General features: G+C 29.8%; 23 protein-coding genes, 1 tRNA gene and 1 riboswitch. Of the genes, 11 read left to right on the top strand and 13 right to left on the bottom strand.

Annotation, left to right across the window (positions count from 1 at the left end; genetic code table 11):
* The first annotated feature begins 55 nt into the window (after positions 1-55).
* Together IAA47_01390 and nhaC are read left to right on the top strand one after the other, a co-directional pair.
* On the top strand, positions 56-865 hold the full coding sequence (locus IAA47_01390; GenBank protein ID MBU3841649.1) for a peptidylprolyl isomerase: 810 nt from the start codon (positions 56-58) through the stop codon (positions 863-865).
* Between the two features lie 158 nt (positions 866-1,023).
* Positions 1,024-2,406 carry a Na+/H+ antiporter NhaC gene (nhaC, locus tag IAA47_01385; protein ID MBU3841648.1) on the top strand — a complete coding sequence of 461 codons (1,383 nt, stop codon included), beginning with the start codon at positions 1,024-1,026 and terminating at the stop codon, positions 2,404-2,406.
* Positions 2,407-2,478: 72 nt separating this feature from the next.
* Here the strand turns inward: nhaC and IAA47_01380 are convergent, their stop codons facing one another.
* Complete coding sequence (locus IAA47_01380) at positions 2,479-3,282, bottom strand: hypothetical protein (GenBank protein MBU3841647.1); 804 nt, start codon at positions 3,280-3,282, stop codon at positions 2,479-2,481.
* 150 nt (positions 3,283-3,432) lie between these two features.
* Entirely contained in the window at positions 3,433-4,920 is a 1,488-nt protein-coding gene (gene ptsG / locus IAA47_01375; protein ID MBU3841646.1) for a glucose-specific PTS transporter subunit IIBC, read from the bottom strand.
* Positions 4,921-5,094: 174 nt separating this feature from the next.
* Here ptsG and IAA47_01370 point away from each other — a divergent pair, with 174 nt between their 5' ends.
* From IAA47_01370 to IAA47_01335, 8 genes are all read left to right on the top strand, one after another.
* The gene (locus IAA47_01370; protein ID MBU3841645.1) at positions 5,095-6,222 is read left to right on the top strand and encodes a helix-turn-helix domain-containing protein; all 1,128 of its coding nucleotides are present in this window, start codon (positions 5,095-5,097) and stop codon (positions 6,220-6,222) included.
* Between the two features lie 108 nt (positions 6,223-6,330).
* Positions 6,331-7,035 (top strand): radical SAM protein, encoded by a 705-nt coding sequence (locus tag IAA47_01365; protein ID MBU3841644.1) that lies wholly within the window; start codon positions 6,331-6,333, stop codon positions 7,033-7,035.
* 41 nt (positions 7,036-7,076) lie between these two features.
* Positions 7,077-7,152: transfer RNA gene (locus tag IAA47_01360), tRNA-Thr, on the top strand.
* 242 nt (positions 7,153-7,394) lie between these two features.
* Positions 7,395-8,654 carry a sugar ABC transporter substrate-binding protein gene (locus IAA47_01355; GenBank protein MBU3841643.1) on the top strand — a complete coding sequence of 420 codons (1,260 nt, stop codon included), beginning with the start codon at positions 7,395-7,397 and terminating at the stop codon, positions 8,652-8,654.
* A complete protein-coding gene (locus tag IAA47_01350) occupies positions 8,654-9,535 on the top strand; it encodes a sugar ABC transporter permease (GenBank protein ID MBU3841642.1) in 882 nt (293 codons plus the stop codon). Before IAA47_01355 ends, IAA47_01350 begins: the two co-directional genes overlap by 1 nt.
* Positions 9,522-10,361 (top strand): carbohydrate ABC transporter permease, encoded by an 840-nt coding sequence (locus IAA47_01345; GenBank protein MBU3841641.1) that lies wholly within the window; start codon positions 9,522-9,524, stop codon positions 10,359-10,361. Before IAA47_01350 ends, IAA47_01345 begins: the two co-directional genes overlap by 14 nt.
* An 18-nt stretch (positions 10,362-10,379) precedes the next feature.
* Positions 10,380-11,147: a CoA activase gene (locus tag IAA47_01340; GenBank protein ID MBU3841640.1), complete on the top strand. Its 768-nt coding sequence runs from the start codon at positions 10,380-10,382 to the stop codon at positions 11,145-11,147.
* A gap of 18 nt (positions 11,148-11,165) precedes the next feature.
* Complete coding sequence (locus IAA47_01335; GenBank protein ID MBU3841639.1) at positions 11,166-12,314, top strand: 2-hydroxyacyl-CoA dehydratase family protein; 1,149 nt, start codon at positions 11,166-11,168, stop codon at positions 12,312-12,314.
* Positions 12,315-12,459: 145 nt separating this feature from the next.
* On the opposite strand, the gene IAA47_01330 is transcribed toward IAA47_01335, so the two are convergent.
* The 11 genes from IAA47_01330 to IAA47_01280 form a co-directional block, all read right to left on the bottom strand.
* Positions 12,460-13,104 carry an amino acid ABC transporter ATP-binding protein gene (locus IAA47_01330; protein MBU3841638.1) on the bottom strand — a complete coding sequence of 215 codons (645 nt, stop codon included), beginning with the start codon at positions 13,102-13,104 and terminating at the stop codon, positions 12,460-12,462.
* 2 nt (positions 13,105-13,106) lie between these two features.
* The gene (locus IAA47_01325) at positions 13,107-13,733 is read right to left on the bottom strand and encodes an amino acid ABC transporter permease (protein ID MBU3841637.1); all 627 of its coding nucleotides are present in this window, start codon (positions 13,731-13,733) and stop codon (positions 13,107-13,109) included.
* 21 nt (positions 13,734-13,754) lie between these two features.
* The gene (locus tag IAA47_01320) at positions 13,755-14,516 is read right to left on the bottom strand and encodes an amino acid ABC transporter substrate-binding protein (GenBank protein MBU3841636.1); all 762 of its coding nucleotides are present in this window, start codon (positions 14,514-14,516) and stop codon (positions 13,755-13,757) included.
* Positions 14,517-14,802: 286 nt separating this feature from the next.
* Positions 14,803-15,369, bottom strand: a complete 567-nt coding sequence (locus IAA47_01315) for a xanthine phosphoribosyltransferase (protein ID MBU3841635.1) — start codon at positions 15,367-15,369, stop codon at positions 14,803-14,805.
* A 68-nt stretch (positions 15,370-15,437) separates the two neighbouring features.
* On the bottom strand, positions 15,438-17,687 hold the full coding sequence (locus IAA47_01310; GenBank protein ID MBU3841634.1) for a molybdopterin-dependent oxidoreductase: 2,250 nt from the start codon (positions 17,685-17,687) through the stop codon (positions 15,438-15,440).
* The gene (locus IAA47_01305) at positions 17,687-18,142 is read right to left on the bottom strand and encodes a 2Fe-2S iron-sulfur cluster binding domain-containing protein (protein MBU3841633.1); all 456 of its coding nucleotides are present in this window, start codon (positions 18,140-18,142) and stop codon (positions 17,687-17,689) included. Before IAA47_01305 ends, IAA47_01310 begins: the two co-directional genes overlap by 1 nt.
* The gene (locus IAA47_01300; protein ID MBU3841632.1) at positions 18,142-18,930 is read right to left on the bottom strand and encodes an FAD binding domain-containing protein; all 789 of its coding nucleotides are present in this window, start codon (positions 18,928-18,930) and stop codon (positions 18,142-18,144) included. Before IAA47_01300 ends, IAA47_01305 begins: the two co-directional genes overlap by 1 nt.
* A gap of 29 nt (positions 18,931-18,959) precedes the next feature.
* Entirely contained in the window at positions 18,960-20,294 is a 1,335-nt protein-coding gene (locus IAA47_01295; protein MBU3841631.1) for a purine permease, read from the bottom strand.
* 88 nt (positions 20,295-20,382) lie between these two features.
* A riboswitch (purine riboswitch) is annotated at positions 20,383-20,482 on the bottom strand.
* A 248-nt stretch (positions 20,483-20,730) separates the two neighbouring features.
* Positions 20,731-21,945 carry a peptidase T gene (gene pepT / locus IAA47_01290; protein ID MBU3841630.1) on the bottom strand — a complete coding sequence of 405 codons (1,215 nt, stop codon included), beginning with the start codon at positions 21,943-21,945 and terminating at the stop codon, positions 20,731-20,733.
* Positions 21,946-21,978: 33 nt separating this feature from the next.
* Complete coding sequence (locus tag IAA47_01285; GenBank protein ID MBU3841629.1) at positions 21,979-23,355, bottom strand: MATE family efflux transporter; 1,377 nt, start codon at positions 23,353-23,355, stop codon at positions 21,979-21,981.
* 23 nt (positions 23,356-23,378) lie between these two features.
* Positions 23,379-23,813: a MarR family transcriptional regulator gene (locus IAA47_01280; GenBank protein ID MBU3841628.1), complete on the bottom strand. Its 435-nt coding sequence runs from the start codon at positions 23,811-23,813 to the stop codon at positions 23,379-23,381.
* 149 nt (positions 23,814-23,962) lie between these two features.
* Between IAA47_01280 and IAA47_01275 the strand changes: the two genes are divergently transcribed.
* The gene (locus tag IAA47_01275; GenBank protein ID MBU3841627.1) at positions 23,963-25,345 is read left to right on the top strand and encodes an aminopeptidase P family protein; all 1,383 of its coding nucleotides are present in this window, start codon (positions 23,963-23,965) and stop codon (positions 25,343-25,345) included.
* The last annotated feature ends 61 nt before the right edge of the window (positions 25,346-25,406 follow it).

Raw genomic sequence — 25,406 nt, 5'->3', positions numbered from 1 at the left:
ATAAAAAAAATTATAGTATAATTTATTAAATAATAAATTTGGGAGGACTAAAACAATGAAGAGATCGATTAAATTTTTACTTATGTTAATTCTTGTTTTTTCTACTTTCTCTTGTACTAGTTTAAAAGAAATAGCTAAAAGAGAGCAAGCTGCTAAATATAATGATATTAGAGCGACATTTGTAACTACTCAAGGAGATATTACATTCTATCTTTATCCAGAAGCAGCTCCTATTACTGTAGCAAACTTTATAAACTTAGCACAAAGAGGATATTATAATAATACTAAAATACATCGTGCTGTTGAAAACTTTGTAGTACAAGGTGGAGATCCTACAGGTACCGGAACTGGTGGTCCTGGTTACTCTATTCCTGATGAATATGTTGAATGGCTAGATTTCTTTCAACAGGGAATGTTAGCTATGGCTAATGCTGGACCTGGAACTGGTGGTTCTCAATTTTTTATGACACTTTATCCTGCTGATTGGTTAAATGGAAAACATACTATTTTTGGTGAATATGTAAGTGATATTGACTTTGAAAGAATAAAAAAATTAGAAGTTGGAGATATTGTAAAAGAGATTAAATTCAGTGGTGATATTGATTTCTTCCTATCTCTTCATAAAGATCAAATAGATGAATGGAATAAAATTCTAGATAAAACTTATCCGGGATTAAAAAAGTATCCTGTTAAGCCAATAGAGGAATATCAAGGTGAAGCTTTTGCCTATAAAGAAGAACTTACTAGAATATATACTAAACAGGAAAAAAAGGAAGAGGATAAAGAGTGGCCTATTCCTAGATTAATAAGAGCTGTAGAGAAAAAAATCAAAGGTGAAACTGAAACTAGTTCTTATGAATTTTAATATTAATTTGAATAGACCTCACTTCTAAATAATTTAGAAGTGAGGTCTATTCTTGTATTCTAGAATAATTTTTAAAAAAATATTGACTTTTTCTCTAATGTAAAGTATATTAAATTGTTAAAAAAAATATTTTAATCAAAGGAGTTGATAAATAAGAAATGAAAAAGAGACAAGTATCCCTTTCTTGTGCATTATTACCAATAATATTTTTAGTAATAATACTTTTTTATTCAGTACAGATAGCTAAACTAGAAGTACATATACCAATTTTTATTTCTGCTATGTTTGCAGGTTTTGTTGCTTTGATATGTAAATATTCCACTTGGGATGAGTTAGAAGATGGAGTAGTTGAAACTATCAAAATGTCTATGAGAGCTATACTTATTCTTATGATAATTGGTATGGTTATTGGAAGTTGGATTCTATCAGGAATTGTTCCTTCTATGATTTACTATGGTTTAAAAATAATAAATCCGTTAGTATTTTTACCTATTACAGTTATAATTTGCTCTATTGTTTCTCTTGCTACCGGTAGTTCTTGGAGTACAGCTTCTACGGTGGGAATTGCTTTAGTAGGAATTGGAGAAGGTTTAGGACTTCCTAGACCAGTTATAGCAGGTGCTATTATTTCTGGAGCATATTTTGGTGATAAATTATCTCCGATGTCTGATACAACAACATTAGCCCCAGCTATGGCAGGTGCAACATTATTTGATCATATAAAACATATGCTTTGTTCTACTATACCTTCATATATTTTTACATTGATAGGATTTATAATATTAGGTATAAAATATAGTTCTAGTGGAGAGGTGGATACTGTTCAGGTTAATGAGATATTAAGTGCTCTTTCTAACTCATTTAATATCAGCCCATTTCTTTTATTGATTCCTGTTTTTGTTATAGGAATGGTTGTTATGAAAGTCCCTGCTATTCCAGGACTTTTTGCTGGTGCCTTAATTGGTGGTGGAGCTGGAATACTATTCCAGGGAGCTTCTTTAAAAACAGCTCTTTACTCTCTTCATTATGGTTTCAATGGAAATACTGGTAACCCTATGGTTGATGAGCTTCTAAATAGAGGTGGACTAAACTCTATGATGTGGACAGTTTCTATTATTTTATGTGCAATGACCTTTGGTGGAATAATGGAAAAATCTGGAATGCTTGGAAGAATAGCTCAAGAGATATTAAAGTTTGCTGATACTACTGGTAAATTAATATTAGCTACACTTCTAACTCCTATATTTATAAATTCTGTTGCAGGAGATCAGTATCTTTCTATAGTTATTCCAGGTAGAATGTTTAAAGAAAGTTATGAAAAGAGGGGATTAGCTCCTAAAAATCTTTCTAGAGCTTTAGAAGATTCAGGAACAATGACTTCACCTCTTATACCTTGGAATACTTGTGGTGCCTTTATGATGGGGGCTTTAGGTATAGGTCCATGGATATATGTACCTTATTGCCTATTTAATCTTATATCTCCTGTAATATCAGCCTTTTACGGCTTTACGGGTATTACTATCGAAAAAATAAAAAAATAAAAAATAAATAGAGGGAAATTTTAATACTTCAGTTAGAATCTCCCTCTTTATATTTTATTGGTAACTATTTAGTTATCTTTTCTTTATATACTGTTCATCTTCTATCTTTTCTATAGTTATCTCTAACTTTTCTAATATTTTTTCAGTAAATTCATCTCCGAATATATAATTTAATACACTATAATAATTCTCTATAAAAGCTTTATACTCACCAATCTTAAATCCTATTGGATTCTCTCTTCTAAAATATGGAGATTTTGCTTTCTCTATATTCATACAAGGGAAATCACAGTCATTCATTGAAAGAAAATTATTTCCTTGAGTAGGGACAAAAATATACAATTTATTTCCATCTTCTATCATTTCTAAAGGATAAATTGAACACCAAAAAGGTTTTGTATCAATAATCTCTTCAAGTGTCATTCCCTTATCTATACATATTTTATGTAAAGCACAAAGACTTCTATCTATGTAAACACAAGAACAAGTACATCTATCAAACACCTTTTCTTCAAACTCTTTTGGAATAAGCATATCATCTAATTTTATAGATTCCTCTATCTCTTTTTCTGTCATTCCCTCCTCTTTCATAATAGAAACAGCTTTTGTTAACTCATTATACTCTTTTAAATTATTTAATATTACCTCTCTAGCTTTAGAGTTAAAATTATAAGGGAACTGCACACAACAATTGGTCAAACAGTTAAAACAGTCAAAATTGCTTAACCATCTAAAGCTTTCTACATCAATAATACCTATATACTCCTTATTTAAAAAATTTATCTTAATCTCTATAGTTTTTATCTTAAGAAAATAATCCTTTATTCTTTTTTCAAGCTTCAAAGAAGCTTCTCTATTATGCATAAGATATCTCATTCTCATCCTCCAATTTTTTTGAATAATTTAATTATAACACTAAATTTTATAAATTTAATACTTTTTTATATAAAAGAAAAAAGGCTGTATATTACAACCTTTTTCCCACCCTTATTAAATTACCCATATGACATTAACTAAAATTTCTTATTAAATTCCAGTCATTTTCTTTAAATCGTTACAAATGAATTGTGCTTTTGATCCAAATATTGCTTGAACTCCATGAGCTCCAACTTTTAACACTCCTGAAGCTCCTAATTTTTTAAGATCAGCATCTTTTACTATAGTTGTATCTTTAACTTCTACTCTTAATCTTGTGATACAAGAATCTAAAGATATTAAGTTTTCTTTTCCACCTAAAGCTTCTAAAACTCCTACTGCTAAAGCATCTCCTTCAACTGCTTGAGCTTCTCCACCTTCTGAAGTTGCTTCGTCTCTTCCTGGAGTTTTTAAATTGAATTTTCTAATTGCAAATCTGAATCCAAAGTAATAGATTATAGAGAAGAAAATTCCAACTATTATAACCATATACCATCTTGTTTCAAATCCACTTGTACCTGGTAATACTCCAAATACTACATAGTCTATTAATCCACCTGAGAAAGTCATTCCAATTCTAACTTGGAATAAGTTCATTAACATAAATGAAAGTCCTGCAAATAAACAGTGTATTCCATATAAAACTGGAGCAACAAATAGGAATGAGAACTCTAATGGCTCAGTAATTCCTGTTAAGAAAGCTGTTAAAGCTGCTGAGAATAAAATTCCTCCAACTACTTTTTTATTCTCTGGCTTAGCTTCATGATACATAGCTAAAGCTGCTGCTGGTAATCCAAACATCATGAAAACAAATTTTCCAGTTAAGAACTTTCCAGCTCCTTGATATGTAGATGATGAAAATGAGTGAACTCCATCTTTTAACATTGCAAACCATATAGTTTGGTCTCCTTGTACTACTTGACCAGCTTTAGTTGTGTACTCTCCAAATTGATACCAGAATGGTGCATAGAATATATGATGTAATCCGAATGGGATTAAAGCTCTTTCTATTATTCCGAATATGAATGTAGACACATTTGTATTAACTTCATTAGCTAAGAAAGATAATTTTGCTAATCCGATTTGAACTGGTTGCCATATTGTTGGCATAGCTAATCCTACTAAAAATGCTAATATTGCTGTCATGATTGGAACTAATCTTTTTCCAGCAAAGAATCCTAAGAAAGCTGGTAATTCAGTTTTATAGAATTTTTTATAACAAATTGCTGCGATAATACCTGCTATTAATCCTCCAAATACTCCTGTTTGTAGAGTAGGAATTCCTAATACCATAGCATATGATAGGTCTCCACTTGCAACTCCTGCTGCTGCATCAGTCATAATTCCCATAGTTGTATTCATTATTAATATAGCTACTACTGCTGCTAAAGCCGCTATACCATCTCCACCTACAAGACCTATAGCTGCTCCTATTGCAAATAGTAAAGGTAAGTTAGAAAATATTATTTGTCCTGCTTGCTCCATAAGAGTAAAGTGTAACTTGTTTCCAAAAGCTAAAAATAATCCTGCTGCTGGTAATATAGCTACTGGAGTCATTAAAGCTTTTCCAATTTTTTGAACTTCTGCGAAGATTTTCATAAAAATTTTCCTCCATAAATTTATATTTTTTGACACTATTAATATATCTTAGTTTTTTAAAAAAGTCAATATTTTTTTCAAAATAATTGAGCCTTTTTTATTTAGAATTGATTTTTTTTAAAAAATAGTGTATTATTTTATTATAATAAAGACAATAGTTATAGGAGAAATTTAATGAAAACTGAACAAGAATTAGAAATAACTCGTTTCAAAATAATTGAGCCTTTTTTAAAAAAGGAAAAAAAATTGAAAGAGATAGAACTGGAGGAAAATATCTCCTATTCAACTCTTAAAAGATGGGTAAATGCCTATAAAAAAAAGGGAATGCTTGGACTAGAAAAAAAAGAGAGAGAAGATAAAAACTCCTTTAGAAATATAGATGAAGATAGCTTAGAAAAAATAAAAAATATATGTAAAGAGTCTGGTGAAACAAATATTACAAAACTCTATAGTGATTGTAAGGATAATTTTCCCGAAACCTTTTCTATAAGTTATGCAACCTTTTATAGAATTGTTAATAACATAGATGAGTTTTTTAATAAAACTACTGTAAAATATATGGAAAAAATAAAAAAAGAAAATCAATGTTATTTAGTTTTTGATATTCCTCTTTATATACTAGTAGATGATTTCTTTTCTAATAAAAAAGTTGTACCTAGGCTACTTATTATGTTAGATTCTGCCTCTCTAGAGCCAATAAATTTCGCAATCGATTACTATTTTTCAAATTTTTACTCTCTTTTAGGCTTCATCAGAGAAGGAATATTAAAGGTTTCTATTAAACATAATAAATTTACTATTCCAAAAGAAATTTTAGTTGCTTCAAAAAATATAAATAATAAAAAAATTTTAAAAGAGATATATAATAAACTGGGGATAAAAATTAGTGAGCACTATACTAAAAATAGTGAGGTATATAAATTCATTGAATTTATTAAAAATGATATTGAAGATTTTTATAAAAGAAATAATTATGAGTTAACTTTAGTAAAACTTACGGAGTTTTTGAGTAATTATATTTATCTACAAAAGAAAGAGTTTGCTTTTTCTATAAATTATAATATAATAAATAGCATTAAATATATTCGTCAATTGGATATCTTTTTACAACTTACAACTAGAAAAATAACTGATTCAAAGGTTAGAGTTAAAAATTTTCAATATATTTCTTCTATTTTGAAAGGATTAAATGGTCAAGATATACTTATAAAGTTTTCTCCTATCAATCCTAATATTATCTATCTTTTCACCAGTACAGCTTATCTTGGATTTGCAAATTTAAATTTTGATATATCTAAATAATTTTAGATAATGCTTTCAATTTATTATTAAGAATAAAAAAATTTGAAGATATTTATAAAATAATATATAATAGATATTACATTAAATTTAATATTGAAAGGATAAAGTATGGGAATAAGATATAATAAAATTGAAAATAAACATAAAAGAGAAATTGTTTTACTCAAAAGCTTCCCATGTAAATATGGAAAGTGTAGCTTTTGTAACTACATTGAAGATAATTCTATTGATGAAAATGAAATAAACAGAGTAAACTTAGAAGTACTCAAAGAGATTACAGGAGAATATGGGGTACTTGAAGTTATAAATTCGGGTTCTGTTTTTGAACTTCCTAAGCAAACTTTAGCTGAAATAAAAAAAATAGTTATTGAAAAAAATATTAAAACTCTATATTTTGAAATTTACTACGGATATACAAAAAGATTAAATGAGATTAGAAACTATTTTGAAGGAATAGACATTAGATTTAGAATGGGACTAGAAACCTTTGATAATGAATATAGAATAAAAGGTTATAATAAAAATTTTACTCTAAATGAAAATCAGCTAATTGAACTTGGAAAAGAAGTATACTCTGTATGCTTACTTATCTGCACCAAGGGACAAACTAAAGAGATGATAAAGAGAGATATTGAATTAGGACTGAAATATTTTAAAGGTATTACTATTAATATTTTTATCGATAATGGAACTATTGTAAAAAGGGATAATGAATTAGTAAAGTGGTTTATTGAAAATTATTTTTATCTTATCAATGATGAAAGAATAGAACTTTTAATAGATAATAAAGATTTAGGAGTTTTTGAACAATAGTTGTATTTTATATAAAATTATGTTATACTTTTTATAAGTTAGCTCTAGTAGCTCATTAGGTAGAGCACTTGCATGGTAAGCAAGAGGTAGGTGGTTCGATTCCACTCTGGAGCACCATTTTATTAATAAATTATTTAATTTTATAAAAAAGGGAAAAAATATGTTATGATCAACTTTATTAGTAAGTATTGTAACTAATTATTTTCTCTTTTTTTATTTTTTGTTTTTTATTGATATAAATCTAACCAAAAAGAGAATAAAAAAAAACACTATTTTTTATCTTCTTTTATTGACATTACTAAAAATATAACTTATACTATTCCTAGCTAACAAAAATAAAAGGAGTGGTAATTAGAAAAATGAAAAGAAAATTTTGGGTAACAACATTTTTAACACTATCTGGTATTTTAGTTCTTACTGGATGTTCAAAAGAAAAAAATGAGGGAACTGTAAAAGAGAATAAAAATCAGGAGATAACATTTATGATACCTGATTGGGGAGTACCACCGCAGAGTATGTTAGCTGAATTTGAAAAGGAAAAAGGAATTAAAGTTAATATAGAAACTGTTTCTTGGGATGATATAAGAAATAAAATTGCTATTGCCGCTAGTGGAAATAAAGCTGCAGCTGATGTTTTTGAAGTTGACTGGTCTTGGATTGGTGAGTTTGAAGATGCTCAATGGCTAGAGCCAATAGAATTATCACAGGAAGATATTAAAGATATTCCAAGTATATCAACTTTTATAGTGAATGATAGAGTTTTAGCTATTCCATATGCAAATGATTTCCGTATAGGATATTATAATAAAGTGATTTATCAACAAGCTGGATTAGATGAACCTCAAACTTGGAATGATGTTATGAAAGATATGGAAATACTTAAAGAGAAAAATATATTAAAATATCCATATACTTTCCCTTTAAATGCAAATGAAGCTACTACGACTTCATTTATTTGGCTAACTTATCTAAGAGATGGTAAAGTATTTAATGATGATGGTACACTAAATAGAGAAAATGCTTTAACAACTTTAAATTTTATCAATGATATGTTAAAGAAAGGACTTATTAATCCAGCTAACTTAACTTTGAATGGTTTAGATACTTATAGACAAATTTTAAGTAAAGATGCTGCTTTTATGGTAGGACCTACATCTTTTATAGCTAGATCTGTTGATCCTGATCAATCAAAAGCTATTGGTGAAATCGAAGTTATTTTACCTCCAGGAAAAGATAGTAAAGCTACTCAAACTATGGCTCTTACAGAGGCTGTAGGAGTATCTTCTTTATCAGAAAATAAAGAAGCTGCTAAAGAGTTTGTTAAATGGTACACTTCTAAAGAAACTCAAAAAGCTTTCTTTAAAGAGATTAGTGCTATTCCAACTAGAACTTCTGTATTAAATGAAGTTATTGATGCTGGTGAAATAAAAAATTCTGGTGCTATGAAGGAAACTTCTATACTTGTTAAATCTCCTTTCCCTAATGGAGTTCCAGCTTATTATGCTGAAATGAGTAACTCTATATACAATGCTATAAATAGTATGGCTAGTGGGAACCTTACTCCTGAAGAGGCTGTTAACCAAATAGATTCAAAAATTCAGGAGCTTATTAAAGATTAATGAAAAGAGAAGATAAAGTATTACCATATGTTCTAATACTACCAGGAGTCTTTATAGTAGTTCTAACGATACTTTATCCAATACTACTCACCTTAATTTATAGTTTACAGTTTTATAAACTTACAAAGCCCTATGATAGAAAGATTATAGGGCTTCAAAACTATATAGAAATATTTAAGAACTTTGATTTTTATACAACTCTCATAAATACAGGAGTTATTATTGGAGTAGTTTTAGTGGTTGGAACAATACTAAGCTTTACTATAGCATTAATTTTGAATAGAGATACTAAATTAAGTAATATTCTTACTGCTGTTGCTATTATCCCTTGGGCTCTTCCACCAGTTGTGAATGGGGTTATATGGAAATTTATATTTTATCCTGAATTTGGTTTAATAAATAAAATTTTATATTCTTTAGGAATTGTTGATGGAGCAATACTCTGGTTAAATAATAGATATATATCACTGATAATTTTAGGAATTATACTCTCTTGGAGAGTTATTCCTTTTTGTAGCATACTTATTTTAGCTAATATTAAAGCTATTCCAGATGATATTTTTGAGGCTGCCCAAGTAGATGGAGCATCTACTTTTTATCAAATAAAGGATATATTACTTCCTATTCTCAAACCCTCATTTATAATTGTTATAGTTAATTTAATCTTAGCTGGAATAAATATATTTGATGAAGTAGTTGCCCTTGTTGGATTTAGAAAAATAGGTGAACCCTTTATGCTCTATAATTATAATCAAACTTTTTCCTTCTTTAATATCGGATATGGAAGTGCAATCTCATATATGTTGACAATAATTTTAGGAGCTTTAGGATTTTTATATATAAGATTTTTAAAAAAGGTGAAAAAAGATGAAAAATTATAAAAATAATATAGTCTACTGTATTTCAGTTATCATCTTTTTAATTTTTATAATGGTTCCTATTCTTTGGTGTTTCATTATAAGTATTAGTTTTGAAAAAGATATTTTTAATGATATGAGTGTATTTTTTCCTAAAAATATCAGCTTTATAAACTATTTAAAATTATTAAATCCAAATATAAGAGAAGGAACTAACTTTTTATTAGCCATGAAAAACTCTCTTTTTACAAGCTCAATTACAGTTTTTATTGGAACACCTTTAGCAGTTATGTGTGGTTACTCCTTTGCAAGATTTAAGTATAGAAAAGGAATTAAAATTTTTATGGGAATCCTTCTTTCAACTATGATTATCCCATTTTTTACTACGATAATACCTCTCTATACACTCTTTGCAAAATTTAATCTTTTGAATAGTATAGGATGGCTAGCAATTATTTATATCTCCTCTTTTCTTCCGATGGTTACATGGATAACTACAAATTATTTTAAAGAGTTTCCTATTGAAATTGAGGAGATGGCTCTTATTGATGGTTGTACTAGATTTCAAGTAATAATAAAAATACTACTTCCAAATGTATATCCCATAATTTTAACAGGAATGCTTATTATATTTTTAAGAGCTTGGAGTCAATATCAACTTCCATTAATTTTAGCAGCTTCTAGAGATGTAAAACCTCTCACTGTTCTATTAGCAGAGTTTTCATCAAAGGATTTAATACTTTATGGACAAATAGCTGCAGCAGGAATTTTAACATTATTACCACCTATGATATTCTCTTTTATATTTAGAAAGTATCTAATTTCTGGTTTAACAAAGGGAGTATCTTAGAAAACTTAAGGAGGAACATTGTATTTTATAGGAATAGATATCGGTTCTACAGCAGCTAAAGTAGTTGTAATGGATACCGATAAAATAATAGATAAGTTTACTATGCCAACTGGTTGGAGTTGTGTAGAAACTTCTGAAAATATTTTAAAGAAATTAACAGAAATGGGATATATGAAAGATGATACCAAAATAGTTGGAACAGGGTATGGTAGAGTTTCTATACCCTTTGCTAATAAAACAGTTACTGAGATAACTTGTCACGGATTAGGAGCTTTTTATCTTTTCAAAAAAGATTGTACAGTTATTGATATAGGTGGTCAAGATACCAAAATAATTACTCTACAAGATGGAATGGTTTCAGATTTTATTATGAACGATAAATGTTCTGCTGGAACTGGTAGATTTTTAGAAGTTATGGGAAATATATTGGGAGTAAAAATAAATGAACTCATAGAACTTTCTAAAAAAGGAAAGGATACTAAAATAACATCTATGTGTACAGTATTTGCTGAATCTGAAGTTATAAGTCTAATTGGAAGAGGAGAGAGTAGGGAGAATATAGCTTATGGAGTAGTTAACTCTGTTATTGAAAGAGTTTGTTCTCTATGTAAAAAACATACTAAAAACTCTGTTTTCTTTTTAACAGGTGGGTTATGTGGCAATGATTATATTTTAGAACTATTGAGTAAATCATTAAATGGAGAAGTTTATTCAAATAGTGAATTAGCTAGATATGCTGGAGCTATTGGAGCTGCTCTTACAGCTAAAAAAATAAAAAATAGATAATTTAAACAAGGAGAATATATGAAAAGTTTACCAAAAGATTTTGATGCTTTTTCCGATGCTAGAAGGCAAGGATTTTTAAAAGCAAAAGAGATGAAAGATAGAGGAGAAAATATAGTTGGAGTATTCTGTACTTATACGCCGAAAGAGGTAATTTATGCTGCTGGAGCTCACCCAGTTTCACTTTGTGCTTCAAATGATGAAACTATTCCAGAAGCTGAAAAACATCTTCCTAAAAATCTTTGCCCTTTAATTAAAGCAAGCTATGGATTTGCTTTAACTGATAAGTGTCCATATATGTATTTTTCCGACTTAGTTGTTGGTGAAACTACTTGTGATGGAAAGAAAAAAATGTATGAGCTTTTAGGTGAGATAAAAGATACTCATATAATGAATCTTCCTAATATGAAAGATGAAGATTCTCTAAAACTTTGGAGAAAAGAGATTGAAAAATTAATAAGTAGATTAGAAGAAAAATTTAATGTTAAAATTACTGAAGAAAAATTAAGAGATAGTATATTATCTTGTAACGAAGAAAGAAAAATCTTAAAAGAGTTCTATTCTCTTGGAAAACTAGTTCCTCCTCCAATATCGGGATATGAGATCTATAAAGTTTTAGAAGGAGCTAATTTTACTTTTAACAAAGAGGAACAAAATAACAGATTAATTAAAATGATCGAACATCTAAAAGAGGTTCATAAAAATAATGAAGGACCTATATCTAAATCTGCTCCTAGAATACTTATAACTGGTTGTCCAATAGGTGGAGTTTATGAAAAAGTTGTTAAACCTTTAGAAGAGTTAGGAGGAGTAGTTGTAGCTTTTGAAAGCTGTAGTGGAATAAAAAATTTAGAAGAGTTAGTAGATGAAAAGGAAAATCCCATTGATGCTTTAGCTAAAAAATATTTAAATATTCCTTGTTCAGTTATGAGTCCAAATAAGGGTAGAGAAGATATCATAAAAAATCTAATTGAAGAGTATAAAATAGATGGAGTAGTTGAGGTAGTATTACAAGCTTGTCATACCTATGCTGTGGAAAGTTATAATATAAGAAAAATTGTTACTAAAGATAAAGAAATACCTTATATAGCTTTAGAAACAGATTACTCTCAAGCTGATTTTGGACAAATCAAAATAAGAATGGAAGCTTTTTTAGAATTATTAGGATAATAACTTTAAACTAGCCATAAAACTTTAAAATTTATATTATTAAAAAGAAGTTGATTAACCCAGTTAAATAAAGCTTGGTTAATCAACTTCTAAAATTATATAACAATTCTTATTTTTATTTCAAACTCAAAATATAATTAAATAATTATTTATTATTTTTTGAAACCTCTCTTATCTCCTTAATATTTCCATTTTCCATAACTACTATTCTATCAGATATTTTATTTACAAAGTCTATCTCATGGCTAACTATAACCATCGTCATCTTTGTAGTATCTTTCAAATTTTGAATTACATTTAATACTTCATTTACCATCTCTGGATCTAAAGCAGAGGTTGGTTCATCAAATAAAAGAACCTCTGGATTTTTAGCCATAGCTCTCGCTATTGCAACTCTTTGTTTTTGTCCACCTGAAAGTGCTTTAGGATAAAAGTTAGCTCTCTCCTTTAACCCTACTCTTTCTAAAAGTTCCAGTCCTATCTTCTTAGCCTCTTCCTTTGGCATCTTATCAACTACAACTAATGATTCCATTATATTTTGAAGGGCTGTCATATGTGGAAATAGGTTAAACGATTGAAATACCATTCCCATTTTTTGTCTATCTGGTGTCTCTATACTCCCTTTATCAATCTCTTCTAAACCTATCATACATCTTAGAAGTGTTGATTTTCCACCTCCTGAAGCACCTATTATAGATATTACCTCACCTTTTTTTATATCTAAGTTTACGCCTTTTAAAATCTCTATATTTCCTTCATAATTCTTATGTAAATCTCTTATCTTTATAATCATTATATTACCACCTTTTTCTCCATTCTCTTAAAGAATATTACAACTACTGTTGAAAGTATTAAATATATTCCAGCACATATTATAAATGGTGTTATTGAAAAATCTCTCGTTACAATCTCTCTTGAGTTTCTTAAGATTTCAGCCATTCCTATTGCTGAGATTAAAGATGTATCTTTTATCAATGCTATTGCTTCGTTTCCAAGAGGAGGTAAAGCTGTAATTAAGGCTTGAGGAATAATTATTCTTACCATAGTTTGCCAGTAACTCATCCCTAGTACCTTAGCTGCTTCATATTGTCCCTTATCTATACCTAATATACTTCCTCTAAAGATCTCACAAAAATAAGCTGTATAATTAATTATAAAAGTAAGAGCTGCAGCTGTAAAAGGAGATAAAGTTATTCCTATTACAGGTAGTCCATAATATACAAAGAATAACTGTAATAGTAGAGGTGTTCCTCTAAATACCCATGTATAAACTTGTATTCCATTATTTAAAATTGAATTTTTTGATATTCTTCCTAGTGATAATATAACTCCTAATGGTAAAGAGAATATCATCGTAACTATATATAACTTAACTGTTAATCCAAGTCCATGCAATATAAATAAAATATTATTTTCCATTCCTTATCTCCTTTTTAATTATTAATTAGCCATCCATTTACTTTTTATTTGATCGAAAGTTCCATCAGCCTTTATCTCATCTAATAATCTATTTATCTCATCTACTAAAGCCTTATCTTGTTTTCTAAGAGCTACTCCAAAATTTTCATCTGCCAATGTTTCAACTGAATAAGTTAAAGTTGATTTTTTTTGATTGTAATACTTTCCTGATATCTCATCCATTACTACAGCATCTAATCTTCCTGCTTCTAGATCCATAAGTGCTTCTACGTTAGTAGCATATTTTTTTACCTCTTTAATCTGCTTACTAATCGGATTATCTTCTACAGCTTGAGCTCCAGAGCTTCCCAATTGAACTCCAACTACTTTGCCAGCTAAATCTTGAACCTTTGCAGGAGCTGTTCCTTTTTTTGTAAATATTATTTGATTATCAGAAAGATAAGGTTTTGTGAAAGCTACTTGTTTCTCTCTAGCTGGAGTTATTGTCATTCCATTCCAAACCATATCAATATTCTTGCTTCTTAGATCAAATATTATTGCATCCCACTCACAAGGTTTAAATCTTGCTTCCACTCCCATTCTCTTTGCAACCTCTTTAGCTAAATCTATGTCAAATCCAACTATCTCTCCATTTTCATCTCTATATCCCATTGGAGCAAAAGTTGCATCTAATCCAACTATAAAATATCCTTTCTTTTTTACATTTTCTAATGACTTATCTGCTCCAGAAGAACTTACAAATAGACTCACCATTAACATTAAACATATTATTATTTTTTTCATTTTGATTCCCCCTTTTAATTAAATAAAAAAGACCATCTATTCATCTAGATGGTCTTACTAAAAATTATGAAGCTCTTATTTTACCATCATAGATACACTCTTAATTTGCATGCTAATCAGAGTCTGTATCTATGAAATAACTTTCACAAAACAAACTCTCTACCCATGATGGTGATGATGAATTGTTGCTAAGTTTAGTAAAATAAATTCTCTCTTCATAATAATCTCCTTTTAAATTTTTTGTATGATGTTATAATACACCTATATTAAAAACTTGTCAAGCTTTTTATCTAAAATTGATTTCTCCATTTTCTAAAGAGTCTACAACAGCTAAAGATTCAACTCTAATTCCGTTATCTTGAAGTAGTTTTTCTCCACCTTGGAAACCTTTTGTAACAGCTATTCCAGCTCCCATTACCTTAGCTCCAGCCATCTCCACTAACTCTTTAAGCCCAAGAACTGCATTTCCCATTGCTAAAAAGTCATCTATTATTAATACTTTATCCTCTGGCTGTAAGAAATCTTTTCCTACACAGATTGTATATTCTTGATTTTTTGTGAAAGAAAACACTTTAGTTGTATAAAAATCTGACATTGTAGAAGGTACTTTTTTCTTAGCAAATACTAATGGTACATTAAGAGCATATGCAGCAGCAAGTCCAATAGCTATTCCAGATGCTTCAATCGTTAGTATTTTATTGATTTCTACTCCTTCAAATCTCTTTTTAAATTCTTCTCCCATTTTCATCATAAGAACAGGGTCAATTTGATGATTCAAAAAACTGTCCACTTTTAATATCTTTGAACCAATAGTTTTACCATTGTTTAAGATATAATCCTTTAGTAATTCCATTTTAAAATAAGCCTCCATATTTAACTCATAAATTTAATGATATTTTTATATTATATCACAACTTCCAATTATTTTGAAGAGATTTCCCAGAATAATTTTTCACTTGTTATAGGTAGACTTCTAACTCTTGCTTTTGTTGCTTTGTAAACAGCATCTGCTATTGCTGGAGCTGCTGTGTTAATAACTACCTCTCCTATAGATTTTGCTCCAAACGGTCCTGTTGGCTCATTAGAATGACTAAATAAAACATTAACCTTTGGTCCAACATCTTTTCTTGAAGGTATCTTATATTGCATTAAAGTATCTTGTAAAAGTTTTCCATTCTTATCTATAGTGATCTCTTCTGTAAGTGCAAGCCCTATTCCTTGAGCTATTCCTCCCTCTACTTGTACCTTTGCTAAAGCTGGGTTAATTGGTGTTCCACAATCAGCTACTGATAAGAAATCTAATACTTCGACTCCTCCAGTAAAGGTATCTACTTCTACTTCAACAAAACTTGCTATAAATGGTGGTGGTGAAGTTTCTCCTCCCCAAGTTCCTGTAGTTGTAATTTGATTTTGTCCTTCAAAAGAGATACTTCTTACTCCTATCTCTTTTAAGGTAAGAGTTGATCCATCTTTTGCTTCTACATATTCTCCCTTATATTCTAACTCTTCTTCAGTTTTATTCATCAGTTGAGCCGCAGCTTTAACAATCTCTTTCTTCATTTTTTCACATGCTATAATTACAGCGTTTCCAGTAACATAAGTTCCACTTGATGCATATGCTCCCGGATCATATGGTGATGTATCTGTATCTGCTGTATTAACTATTATCTTATCCATAGGTACATCTAATATTTCAGCAGCCATTTGAGTAAGAACAGTATCACATCCTTGTCCCATATCAGTAACACCTAACATTAAAGTAAAATCTCCACTATCATGGAATTTTACTGTAGCAGAACCTGTATCTACTCCAGCTATTCCAGAACCTTGCATAGTTACTGCCATTCCAGATGCTCTTACTTTTCCATCTCCCATGTCAATTACTTCTCTATTTTTCCAGTTGAAAGCTTCCTTACCAATCTCAATACATTTTTTGATATCTCCACTTACAGTTTCTGATTGATCTACTAAGTTCTTCATTCTTACTTCTGTAGGATCTAATCCTAATTTATGAGCTAACTCATTTACTGCTGACTCGACAGCAAATGTTCCTTGAGTAGCTCCATATCCTCTGAATGCTCCTCCAACCATAGTATTTGAATAAACTATATCAGCTTTACATCTCATTGGTACTTTAGCATATAGAGGGAAGGTCTTATATACAACAAGTGATGTAACAGTTGGAGCATGTTCACCATAAGCTCCTGTATTTGATAATACATTTATGTCTATAGCTTTTATATTTCCTTCTCTATCCGATCCTACTTTTACCGTAAGTCTCATTCCATGTCTTGTATTTGAATAAGCTTGGCTCTCTTTTCTTGTATAGATAATTTTTGAAGGTTTACCAGTTTTTAATGTTACAAAAGCTGCATAAATCTCACAAACAGAAGTTTGTTTTCCTCCAAATCCACCACCAAGTTTTGGTTTTATAACTCTTATCTTACTACTAGGATACTCTAAAGCTCTAGCTAAGTGTCTTCTTACATGAAATGGTATTTGAGTAGATGAAATTACTGTAAGTCTTCCATAAACATCAAAATATGCCGCTGATCTATAAGTTTCCATCATAGCATGAATTTGTGGTTGTGTATAATATGTATTTTCTATTATTACTTCACTTTCTTCAAACCCTTTATCTACATCTCCCTTTACTTGTAAATATGAAGACGCTAAGTTTCTTTTGTGATCATATCCTATATTATCATAATTTGTATGAGCTTTATCTTTATGTACTAATACATGAGAGTCTAAAGCCTTTTCATAATCTACTACAGCTTCTAAAACTTCATATTCCACTTTTATTAATTTCATAGCTTTCTCAACTGTTTGCTCATCTACTCCAGCAACTATAGCTACAGGATCTCCTACATATCTTACATATTCATCTAAAATTTTTCTATCATAAGGAGATGGCTCTGGATAAGATTGCCCTGCTAATGTAAACATAGTTTGAGGAACATCTTTATATGTGTATATAGCCTCTACTCCTGGTACTTTCTCAGCTATTGTAGTATCAATACTCTTGATTTTAGCATAAGCATGTGGAGATCTTAGAAGTTTGATTATTAAGTACTCTTGATTTGCAACTAAATCATCAGTATAGAATGGTTTTCCTGTAATTAATCCAATTCCATCTACTTTTTTCATCTCTTTATTTACAAATTTCATTATTTTTTCTCAGCCTCCATAAAGTTTTTTATAGCTCTAAGTTGTGAAATATATCCACTACATCTACATAGATTTCCATTTAAGTAGTGTAATATCTCTTCATCAGTTGGATTTTCAAACTCTTTCATTAGTGCAAGAACTGTTAAAGTAAACCCAGGTGCACAAAAACCACATTGTTCAGCTCCCTCTGCTGCCATAAACTCAGCAAATTTTTCAGCTTCTCTTTGACATCCTTCTATAGTTGTTACTCTCTTCCCTTGAGCTCTTATAGCTAAAGTACTACAAGATAATACTGGTTTATCATCTACAAGAACTGTACAAAGACCACAAGAACCAGTATCACACCCTCTTTTTACACTTAAATACCCTAATTTTCTCAATACATCTAATAAATATTCATCAGCTGAGATTGAAATCTCTCTTTTTCTTCCATTCACATTAAGAGTTAAAAGCACTATAATACCTCCTTAATTGCTCTCTTTAATAAGTTTTTAGAAACAGCTCTTCTGTACTCTCCTGTCCCTCTCATGTTACTTCCAAAAGTAACCTCTTCACCCATAGCTTCACACGCTTTATCAATAATTTCATCTGTTATTTCATTACTATTCAAAATATCCATAGCTCTATATGATAAAACCGCCTTACCTGGTCTTACTCCAATAGCAGCTCTTATTCCAGCTTCTGTCTTAGTTACACAAACATTTGTTATTGCATAATCAGTTTTACTTTTTCTTATACTTTGGAATGATCCTCTTCCATCTTTTCTTATTTTTACTTCTACTAGAATATCTCTTCTTAGTCCCTCTTCTTTTAGGTAATCTTCTAAAGATATCTCTCCATCGTTATAAAGTACAACAGTAGCTCCCATAGCTAATAAAGTGGGAATTAGATCTGAAAATCCATACTTAGAAAAAACTGTAGCTCCTACAGTCACATTTGTTCTAAACTGTACTCCTATTATCCCTCTTACACATTTATCTAAAATTCCGTCAAATATTTTTTGAGTAATTTCATTTGTTTCTAGATCTCTAAAGCTTGTCATCGCTCCTATATGAATGTACTCCCCCTCTTCTCTTATATAGTTAAGAGTAAGGTTTGATAAATCTATAGCTGTATTATAAGAAACGTTTCCCATTCTAAGGTAAGAAGTTCCTCCTAATACAATATTTTTTTTGTTTTTTAACAACTCATTATAAGCTTCCTCTAATGTTGTCACAGCTAAATAATTTTTAAAACTAAACAAAGCTGACCTCCTAATATTATATAAATTTTTTATGCCTCTATTTTTTTCTCAAATTTTATATGTTTTTTCATCTCTTCATCTGGTGGTAATATCATATTCAATATTACTGCTATTGATCCTGAAACTACAATACCAGATCCTCCAAATATAAGTCTGATACTCTCAGGAAAATGATTTAGTGCTGTTGGAACACTTCCAAGTCCATACCCTAATCCTAGTGAAACTGAAAGAATTAAAGCATTTCTTCCCTTTAAAGGTTCCTTTGTAATAAGATTTATTCCAGAAATAGAGATCATAGCAAACACCATTACTAAACTTCCACCTATTACACTTGCTGGAACTGCAGATAAAATAGCTCCTACTTTTGGAATAAAAGCTCCTAACATTAAAAATGCTGCTCCTACACCTACAACAAACCTACTCATAACTCCTGTCATGGTAACAAGTCCAGTATTTTGGCTAAAAGATGTTGTTGGTAATATTGAGAAACAAGCAGCTATACAACTACCTACTCCATCAGCTAAAATTCCACCAGATAGCTCTCTATCTTCTAGCTCTCTGTTAGCTCCTCCCATAGTAACTCCTGACATGTCTCCAACTGTTTCAACAGCTGAAACTATATACATCATTATCATAGCTAAACAGGCATCTAAATGAAATGAAAGACCATATGTAAATGGTTTTGGTAAGTTAAAATATCCTGCATCTGATAAAGAACTTAAATCAACTTTTCCCATGAATAGTGCTACAATAAATCCTACTACTGTTCCGATAAACATAGCTCCGGTACTTGTTATTCCCTTAGTAAACTGTTTGAAATAAATAACTGTTATTAAAACGACCATTCCTAAGGCTAAATTTGAAAATGATCCAAAATCTTGTGCTCCTACTCCACCAGCAAAATTTGAAACACCTACTGGTAATAGTGATAATCCAATAGATAATACAATAACTCCAGTTACAACTGGTGGGAAATATCTTCTTATTTTCTTTATAATTAATCCAATGAAAGCTTCAAAAATTCCTCCAACCAAGGCAGCTCCCAAAATAGCTTCATATCCGTATTGTAATCCAATAGAAAGGGCAACTGGTACAAAAGCAAAACTTGTACCCACAACGATAGGTAATTTGGCTCCGATAGGTCCAATAGTATATGCTTGTATCACGGTATTTAATCCTGCTACAAACATTGTACATTGAATTAGAAAGGTCTTTGTTTCAGCTGGGATCCCTAGAGCTCCAGCTACAATTATAAGCGGTGTAATGTTACTTACAAACATTGCTAAGACATGTTGTAATCCTAATGGTATAGCTTCTTTTAAAGATGGAACTCCATCTAAATGATAAGGCGATCTGTTTCTCACTTTTTCCTCCTAATTACTCTCTTATATCCTTCTAATTTCAGTTAGGAATCAAAAAATAAGAAAACTTTTTTAAATTATATAAAAGCTCAAATTTTTTATTTCAACTCATAGAGGATTGTTATATTGGCAACCCGTAGAAACTCCTGACCATATTACAGGGATATATGAGATATATATTTTATTTTTAAATTGCTAACATTTTTGTGTTCTTAAAATGAAAGTATTTTTTCATACTGTTCTAGTTTCACTTAATTAGTTGTTTTACTTTACTTTTAATATATCATATATTCTGTAATAATTCAACTATTTTTTTATACCTCTCTAGTAAAAATTAATTTTGCTCGCAGAAAATAATTAAATTTACAAGCTTTTATATAAAAAAGAGAAAAAACTATTTAAAAATTTTTTAAACTAGTCTCTCCTCTTTCTTAGTTTATTATAAATTAGTTACATTTTCAGCTATTTTTATAATTAAATCTCTAGCTTTCTCCATCGAATTCACTGGAATGTATTCAAATTTCCCATGAAAATTATGTCCACCAGTAAATAAGTTTGGACAAGGAAGTCCTTTATATGAAAGTCTTGCCCCGTCAGTTCCACCTCTTATAGGTCTTATGTGTGGTTCAATTCCCAATTCTTCCATTGATTTTTTAGCTAAATCTATTATATAACTTACTGGTTCAATCTTTTCTCTCATATTATAGTAACTATCTTTTACTTCGATCTCTATAGAAGCATCTTTATATTTTAATTGAAGATACATTACTACAGCTTTTATCAGATTTTTTTTCTCATTAAACTTTTTCATAGAATGATCTCTTATTATATAGTTCATAGTTGTATTTTCAACTGTTCCTTTCATATCATTTAACAAAAAAAATCCCTCATAATTTTCTGTATGTTCTGGTCTTTGATCAGCTGGAAGCATAGAGTTTAATTCCATAGCAATAATCATTGAGTTAATCATACTATTTTTAGCTGTTCCTGGATGAATATCTCTTCCCTTAATCTTTATTACAGCTGAAGCTGCATTAAAGTTTTCATATTCTAACTCACCAAGCTCTCCACCATCAACTGTATAAGCAAATTTACAATTAAATTTTTCAACATCGAATAGATTTGCTCCTCTTCCTATCTCTTCATCTGGTGTAAACCCAATTTTTATCTCTCCGTGTTTAATCTCTGGATGCTCTTTTAAATATTTTATGGCTTCTATTATCTCAACAATTCCAGCCTTATCGTCTGCTCCTAGAAGTGTTTTACCATCCGTTACTATTAACTCTTCTCCTATATATTTATTCAAACTTGGAAAATCTTTAGGCGAAAGAATTACATCTAATTCTTTATTTAAAACTATATCCCCACCTTCATATTTTACAACTTTTGGATTTACTCCTTTTCCATTATAAGTTGGAGCTGTATCCATATGAGCTATAAATCCTATTGTAGGAATATCTTTTCCACAGTTAGATGGAAGAGTAGCCATTATATAACAATTTTCATCTAAACTTATATCCTCTAATCCTATCTCTTTCAAATCTTCTATTATAACCTTAGCTAAATCCCATTGTATCTCACTACTTGGACATAAAAGACTCTCTGGATTGGCATCAGTTGCTATCTTTACATACTTTAAAAATCTGTTAATCATTATATTACCCCCATATATACATTTTAATTTTAATTACTCTTCTATTTTATGTTGAACTTTTATTTCTAACTCTTTTAGATGTTTCAATTCCATTTTTATAAAAATAAATGTTACCACTGTAGCTATAAAATCTGCTGTTGGTCCTGCAAACCAAACTCCCTCTACTCCAAATAATTTAGACATTATCAATATACACGGTATTAATACAATTATCTGTCTTGTCAAACTCATAAAAAAACTCATCTTAGGCTTTCCTATTGCCTGAAAATATATTGAAGCTATTATTTGAAATCCTACAATTGGTAACATAAATGTTTGGATTCTAAGTCCAATAGAGGCTATTCTAACTAATTCTTTTTCATGAGTAAAAATATTGATAAAATATTTAGATAAAAATTGAATTGCTAGGAAATCTATTACACATAGAACTGTTGCTGCAAAAATAGCTTTGAAAAGTGCCTCTTTTACTCTTGAATAAAGTTTTGCCCCATAGTTATATCCCAGTATTGGTTGTAGCCCTTGGTTTATTCCAAAAATTGGCATAGAGATAAAAGTTATTACGGCTTGTACAATTGCCATAGCACCTATAGCTGTATCTCCACCATATATTTTCAATGTGCTATTATATGTGTAATTTACTACACTTGCTCCTATTTGAATAGCAAAGGGAGCACTTCCTAATGATGAAATACTCTTTATCTTTCCAAAATCTAACTTTAAATTTTTTAAATATAGTTTCATTCCGCTGAATTTAGAAGTAAAATAGTATATAGCCCAGATTCCTGATACATACTGAGATATTATAGTTGCCCAAGCTGCTCCTTTTACTCCCATTTTAAGATAGAAAATAAATATTGGATCTAAGGCAATATTAGTTATAGCTCCTATCAGCAAAGTTGCCATTGCCATCTTAGGGTTTCCATCTGAACGAATAGAAGCGTTTGCTACATATCCCACTACCGCAGCTGGAAAACCATAGGCTAAGATTTTTAAATACTGAGCTGCATATATTCCAGTTTTATCACTTCCACCAAGTATATTTACTAACCATTCCAGTTTCCATAAAACAAGCACCATTAAAATCAATGATACAATAAATCCAAAAGATACTGCTACTCCTAAAAATTTTTCTGCCTCCTCTTTCTTTTTTTTCCCTAAATTTAGAGAGGCATTTGTAGCCGCTCCTAATCCTATTAGAATAGAGAAACCAAATACAAAAATAACAACTGGAAAGGTTATTCCCACACCTGCTATTGCTATATGTCCTACATTTTCAATATTTCCTATATATATTCTATCTACAATATTATATAGGGCATTCACCAACATACCTATTATTGCTGGAAGTGAAAATTGAACTAAAAGCTTTGTAATTTTTTCTGTTCCCATCAACTGATGTTTCTTTTCCATTTAATCCACTCCTTCAAAATATTTTAAAAATTTTTTATTAATTTTTCCATCAAAGTAAAGAGAGTAGTTATTTCCTCTTTTGTTAATATGCTCTCTACTTTTTGATGAAACAGATTAGCTACTTGAAAAACTGTTTCTACTATCTCCTTTGCTTTTTCTTCTAATTCTAAATAAGTAACTCTCCTATCTTTTTGACAAGATATTTTTTTTACATACCCCAATTTTTCTAGCTTATTCACCAATGTAGTAACTGTTGATTTATCTTTACTTATAAGTTCACTTATCTCTTTCATAGATATTCTATTATGAATACTCAATATTATAATAATTCTAATATGAGAATAAGATAGATTTTTTACTCCCTTTTTTTTCAATAGTTCATCTATATAACTAGCTCCCTTATGATGTACTCTACTCATATAACTAAAAAGTGTATTTCTTATCTCTAAACTTTCCATACTATCACCCTTTTAGTAGTTTATCACAAAAATAGTTTTATATCAAACTATTTTTAAGTTTACTTTTATATTTAATAAAATAAACCTATTCTTTTTATTATAAATTTTTGCTATAATAATATAACAAATTAAACATTAAGGAGGTAAAGATGTTTAGTAAAGATATATATATTGAAAGAAGAAACATATTAAAAACTAATTTGAAAAGTGGACTTGTAATTCTTCCAGGGAATCAAGAGTCACCTAGAAACTATAAAGGCAATGATTACAATTTCGAACAAGATTCATGTTTTCTTTATTATTTTGGTATGAATGTACCAAATTTAATTGGAGTCATTGACGTAGACAACAATCAAGAGTATATTTTCGGAACTGATTTTACTCTTGATGATATAGTGTGGATGGGAGAACAGAAACTTCTTAAATCTTTTGCTGAAGATGTGGGAGTTAAAAATTTTGTCGAAATGACAGAGTTTAAAAAATTTGCTACTAAAGCTTTAGAAGAAAATAGAGAACTTTTATTCTTACCACAATACAGGGCAGAGACTGTTATGCAACTAAGTAAAGCTTTTGAACTAAATCCTTTTGAATTTGAGATAAATGTTTCTGAAAAACTTATTAGAGCTGTAGTTGAACAAAGAAATATAAAATCTGCTTTAGAAATAGAAGAGATAGAAAAAGCTGTAAATATTACTAGAGCTATGCACTTAGAAGCTATTAAAGTTACTAAACCTGGTATGAAGGAGTATGAAGTAGTTGCCGCTCTAGAAGCTGTTGCTGCTAAATATAATGCTTCTACTTCATTCCATACTATATTCACAAAGAATGGACAAACACTACATAATCACTATCATGGAAATACATTACAAGAGGGAGATCTTATTGTGTTAGATGCTGGAGCTAGAGCTCACACTGGGTATTGTGGAGATATGACTACAACTTTCCCAGTTTCTAAAAAATTCTCCGAGAGACAAAGAGATATCTACTCTCTTTTAATTGAAATGTTTGAAAAAGCTGAAGAACTTATTAAGCCTGAAATAACATATAAAGAGGTTCATTTAGAAGTTTGTAAAGTTCTTGCTGAGGGTATGAAAAAAAGAGGTCTTATGAAAGGAAATATAGAAGAAGCTGTAAAAGCTGGAGCTCATGCTATATTTTTCCCTCATGGTCTAGGACATATGCTTGGTCTTGATGTTCATGATATGGAAGCTCTTGGAGAAAATTATGTAGGATATGAAGATTTTCCTAGAGAGATGCAATTCGGATTAAAGTCTCTAAGACTAGCTAGAAAACTAAAACCAGGATACGTATTTACCGTTGAGCCTGGTATCTATTTTATACCAGAGCTTATTAAAAGATGGAAGGAAGCTAATAAATTTACTGAATATCTAAATTATGATGAAATTGAAAAATATATAGATTTCGGTGGAATGAGATATGAAGGTGACTTTTTAATAACAGACAATGGAGCAAGAAGATTAGGAGATAAAATGCCTAAATACTTTGATGAAATTGAAGCCCTTAGAAAATAAATAATCTCAACATAAAAAGAAGAGAAGTATTAGTAGATTAATCTACCACTACTTCTCTTTT

It is taken from the genome of Candidatus Fusobacterium pullicola, assembly GCA_018883725.1.
In the GTDB taxonomy this organism is placed as follows: Bacteria; Fusobacteriota; Fusobacteriia; order Fusobacteriales; family Fusobacteriaceae; genus Fusobacterium_A; species Fusobacterium_A pullicola.
The sequence above is the reverse complement of the archived record's forward strand: the minus strand, read 5'-3'. Positions and strand labels throughout refer to the sequence as shown.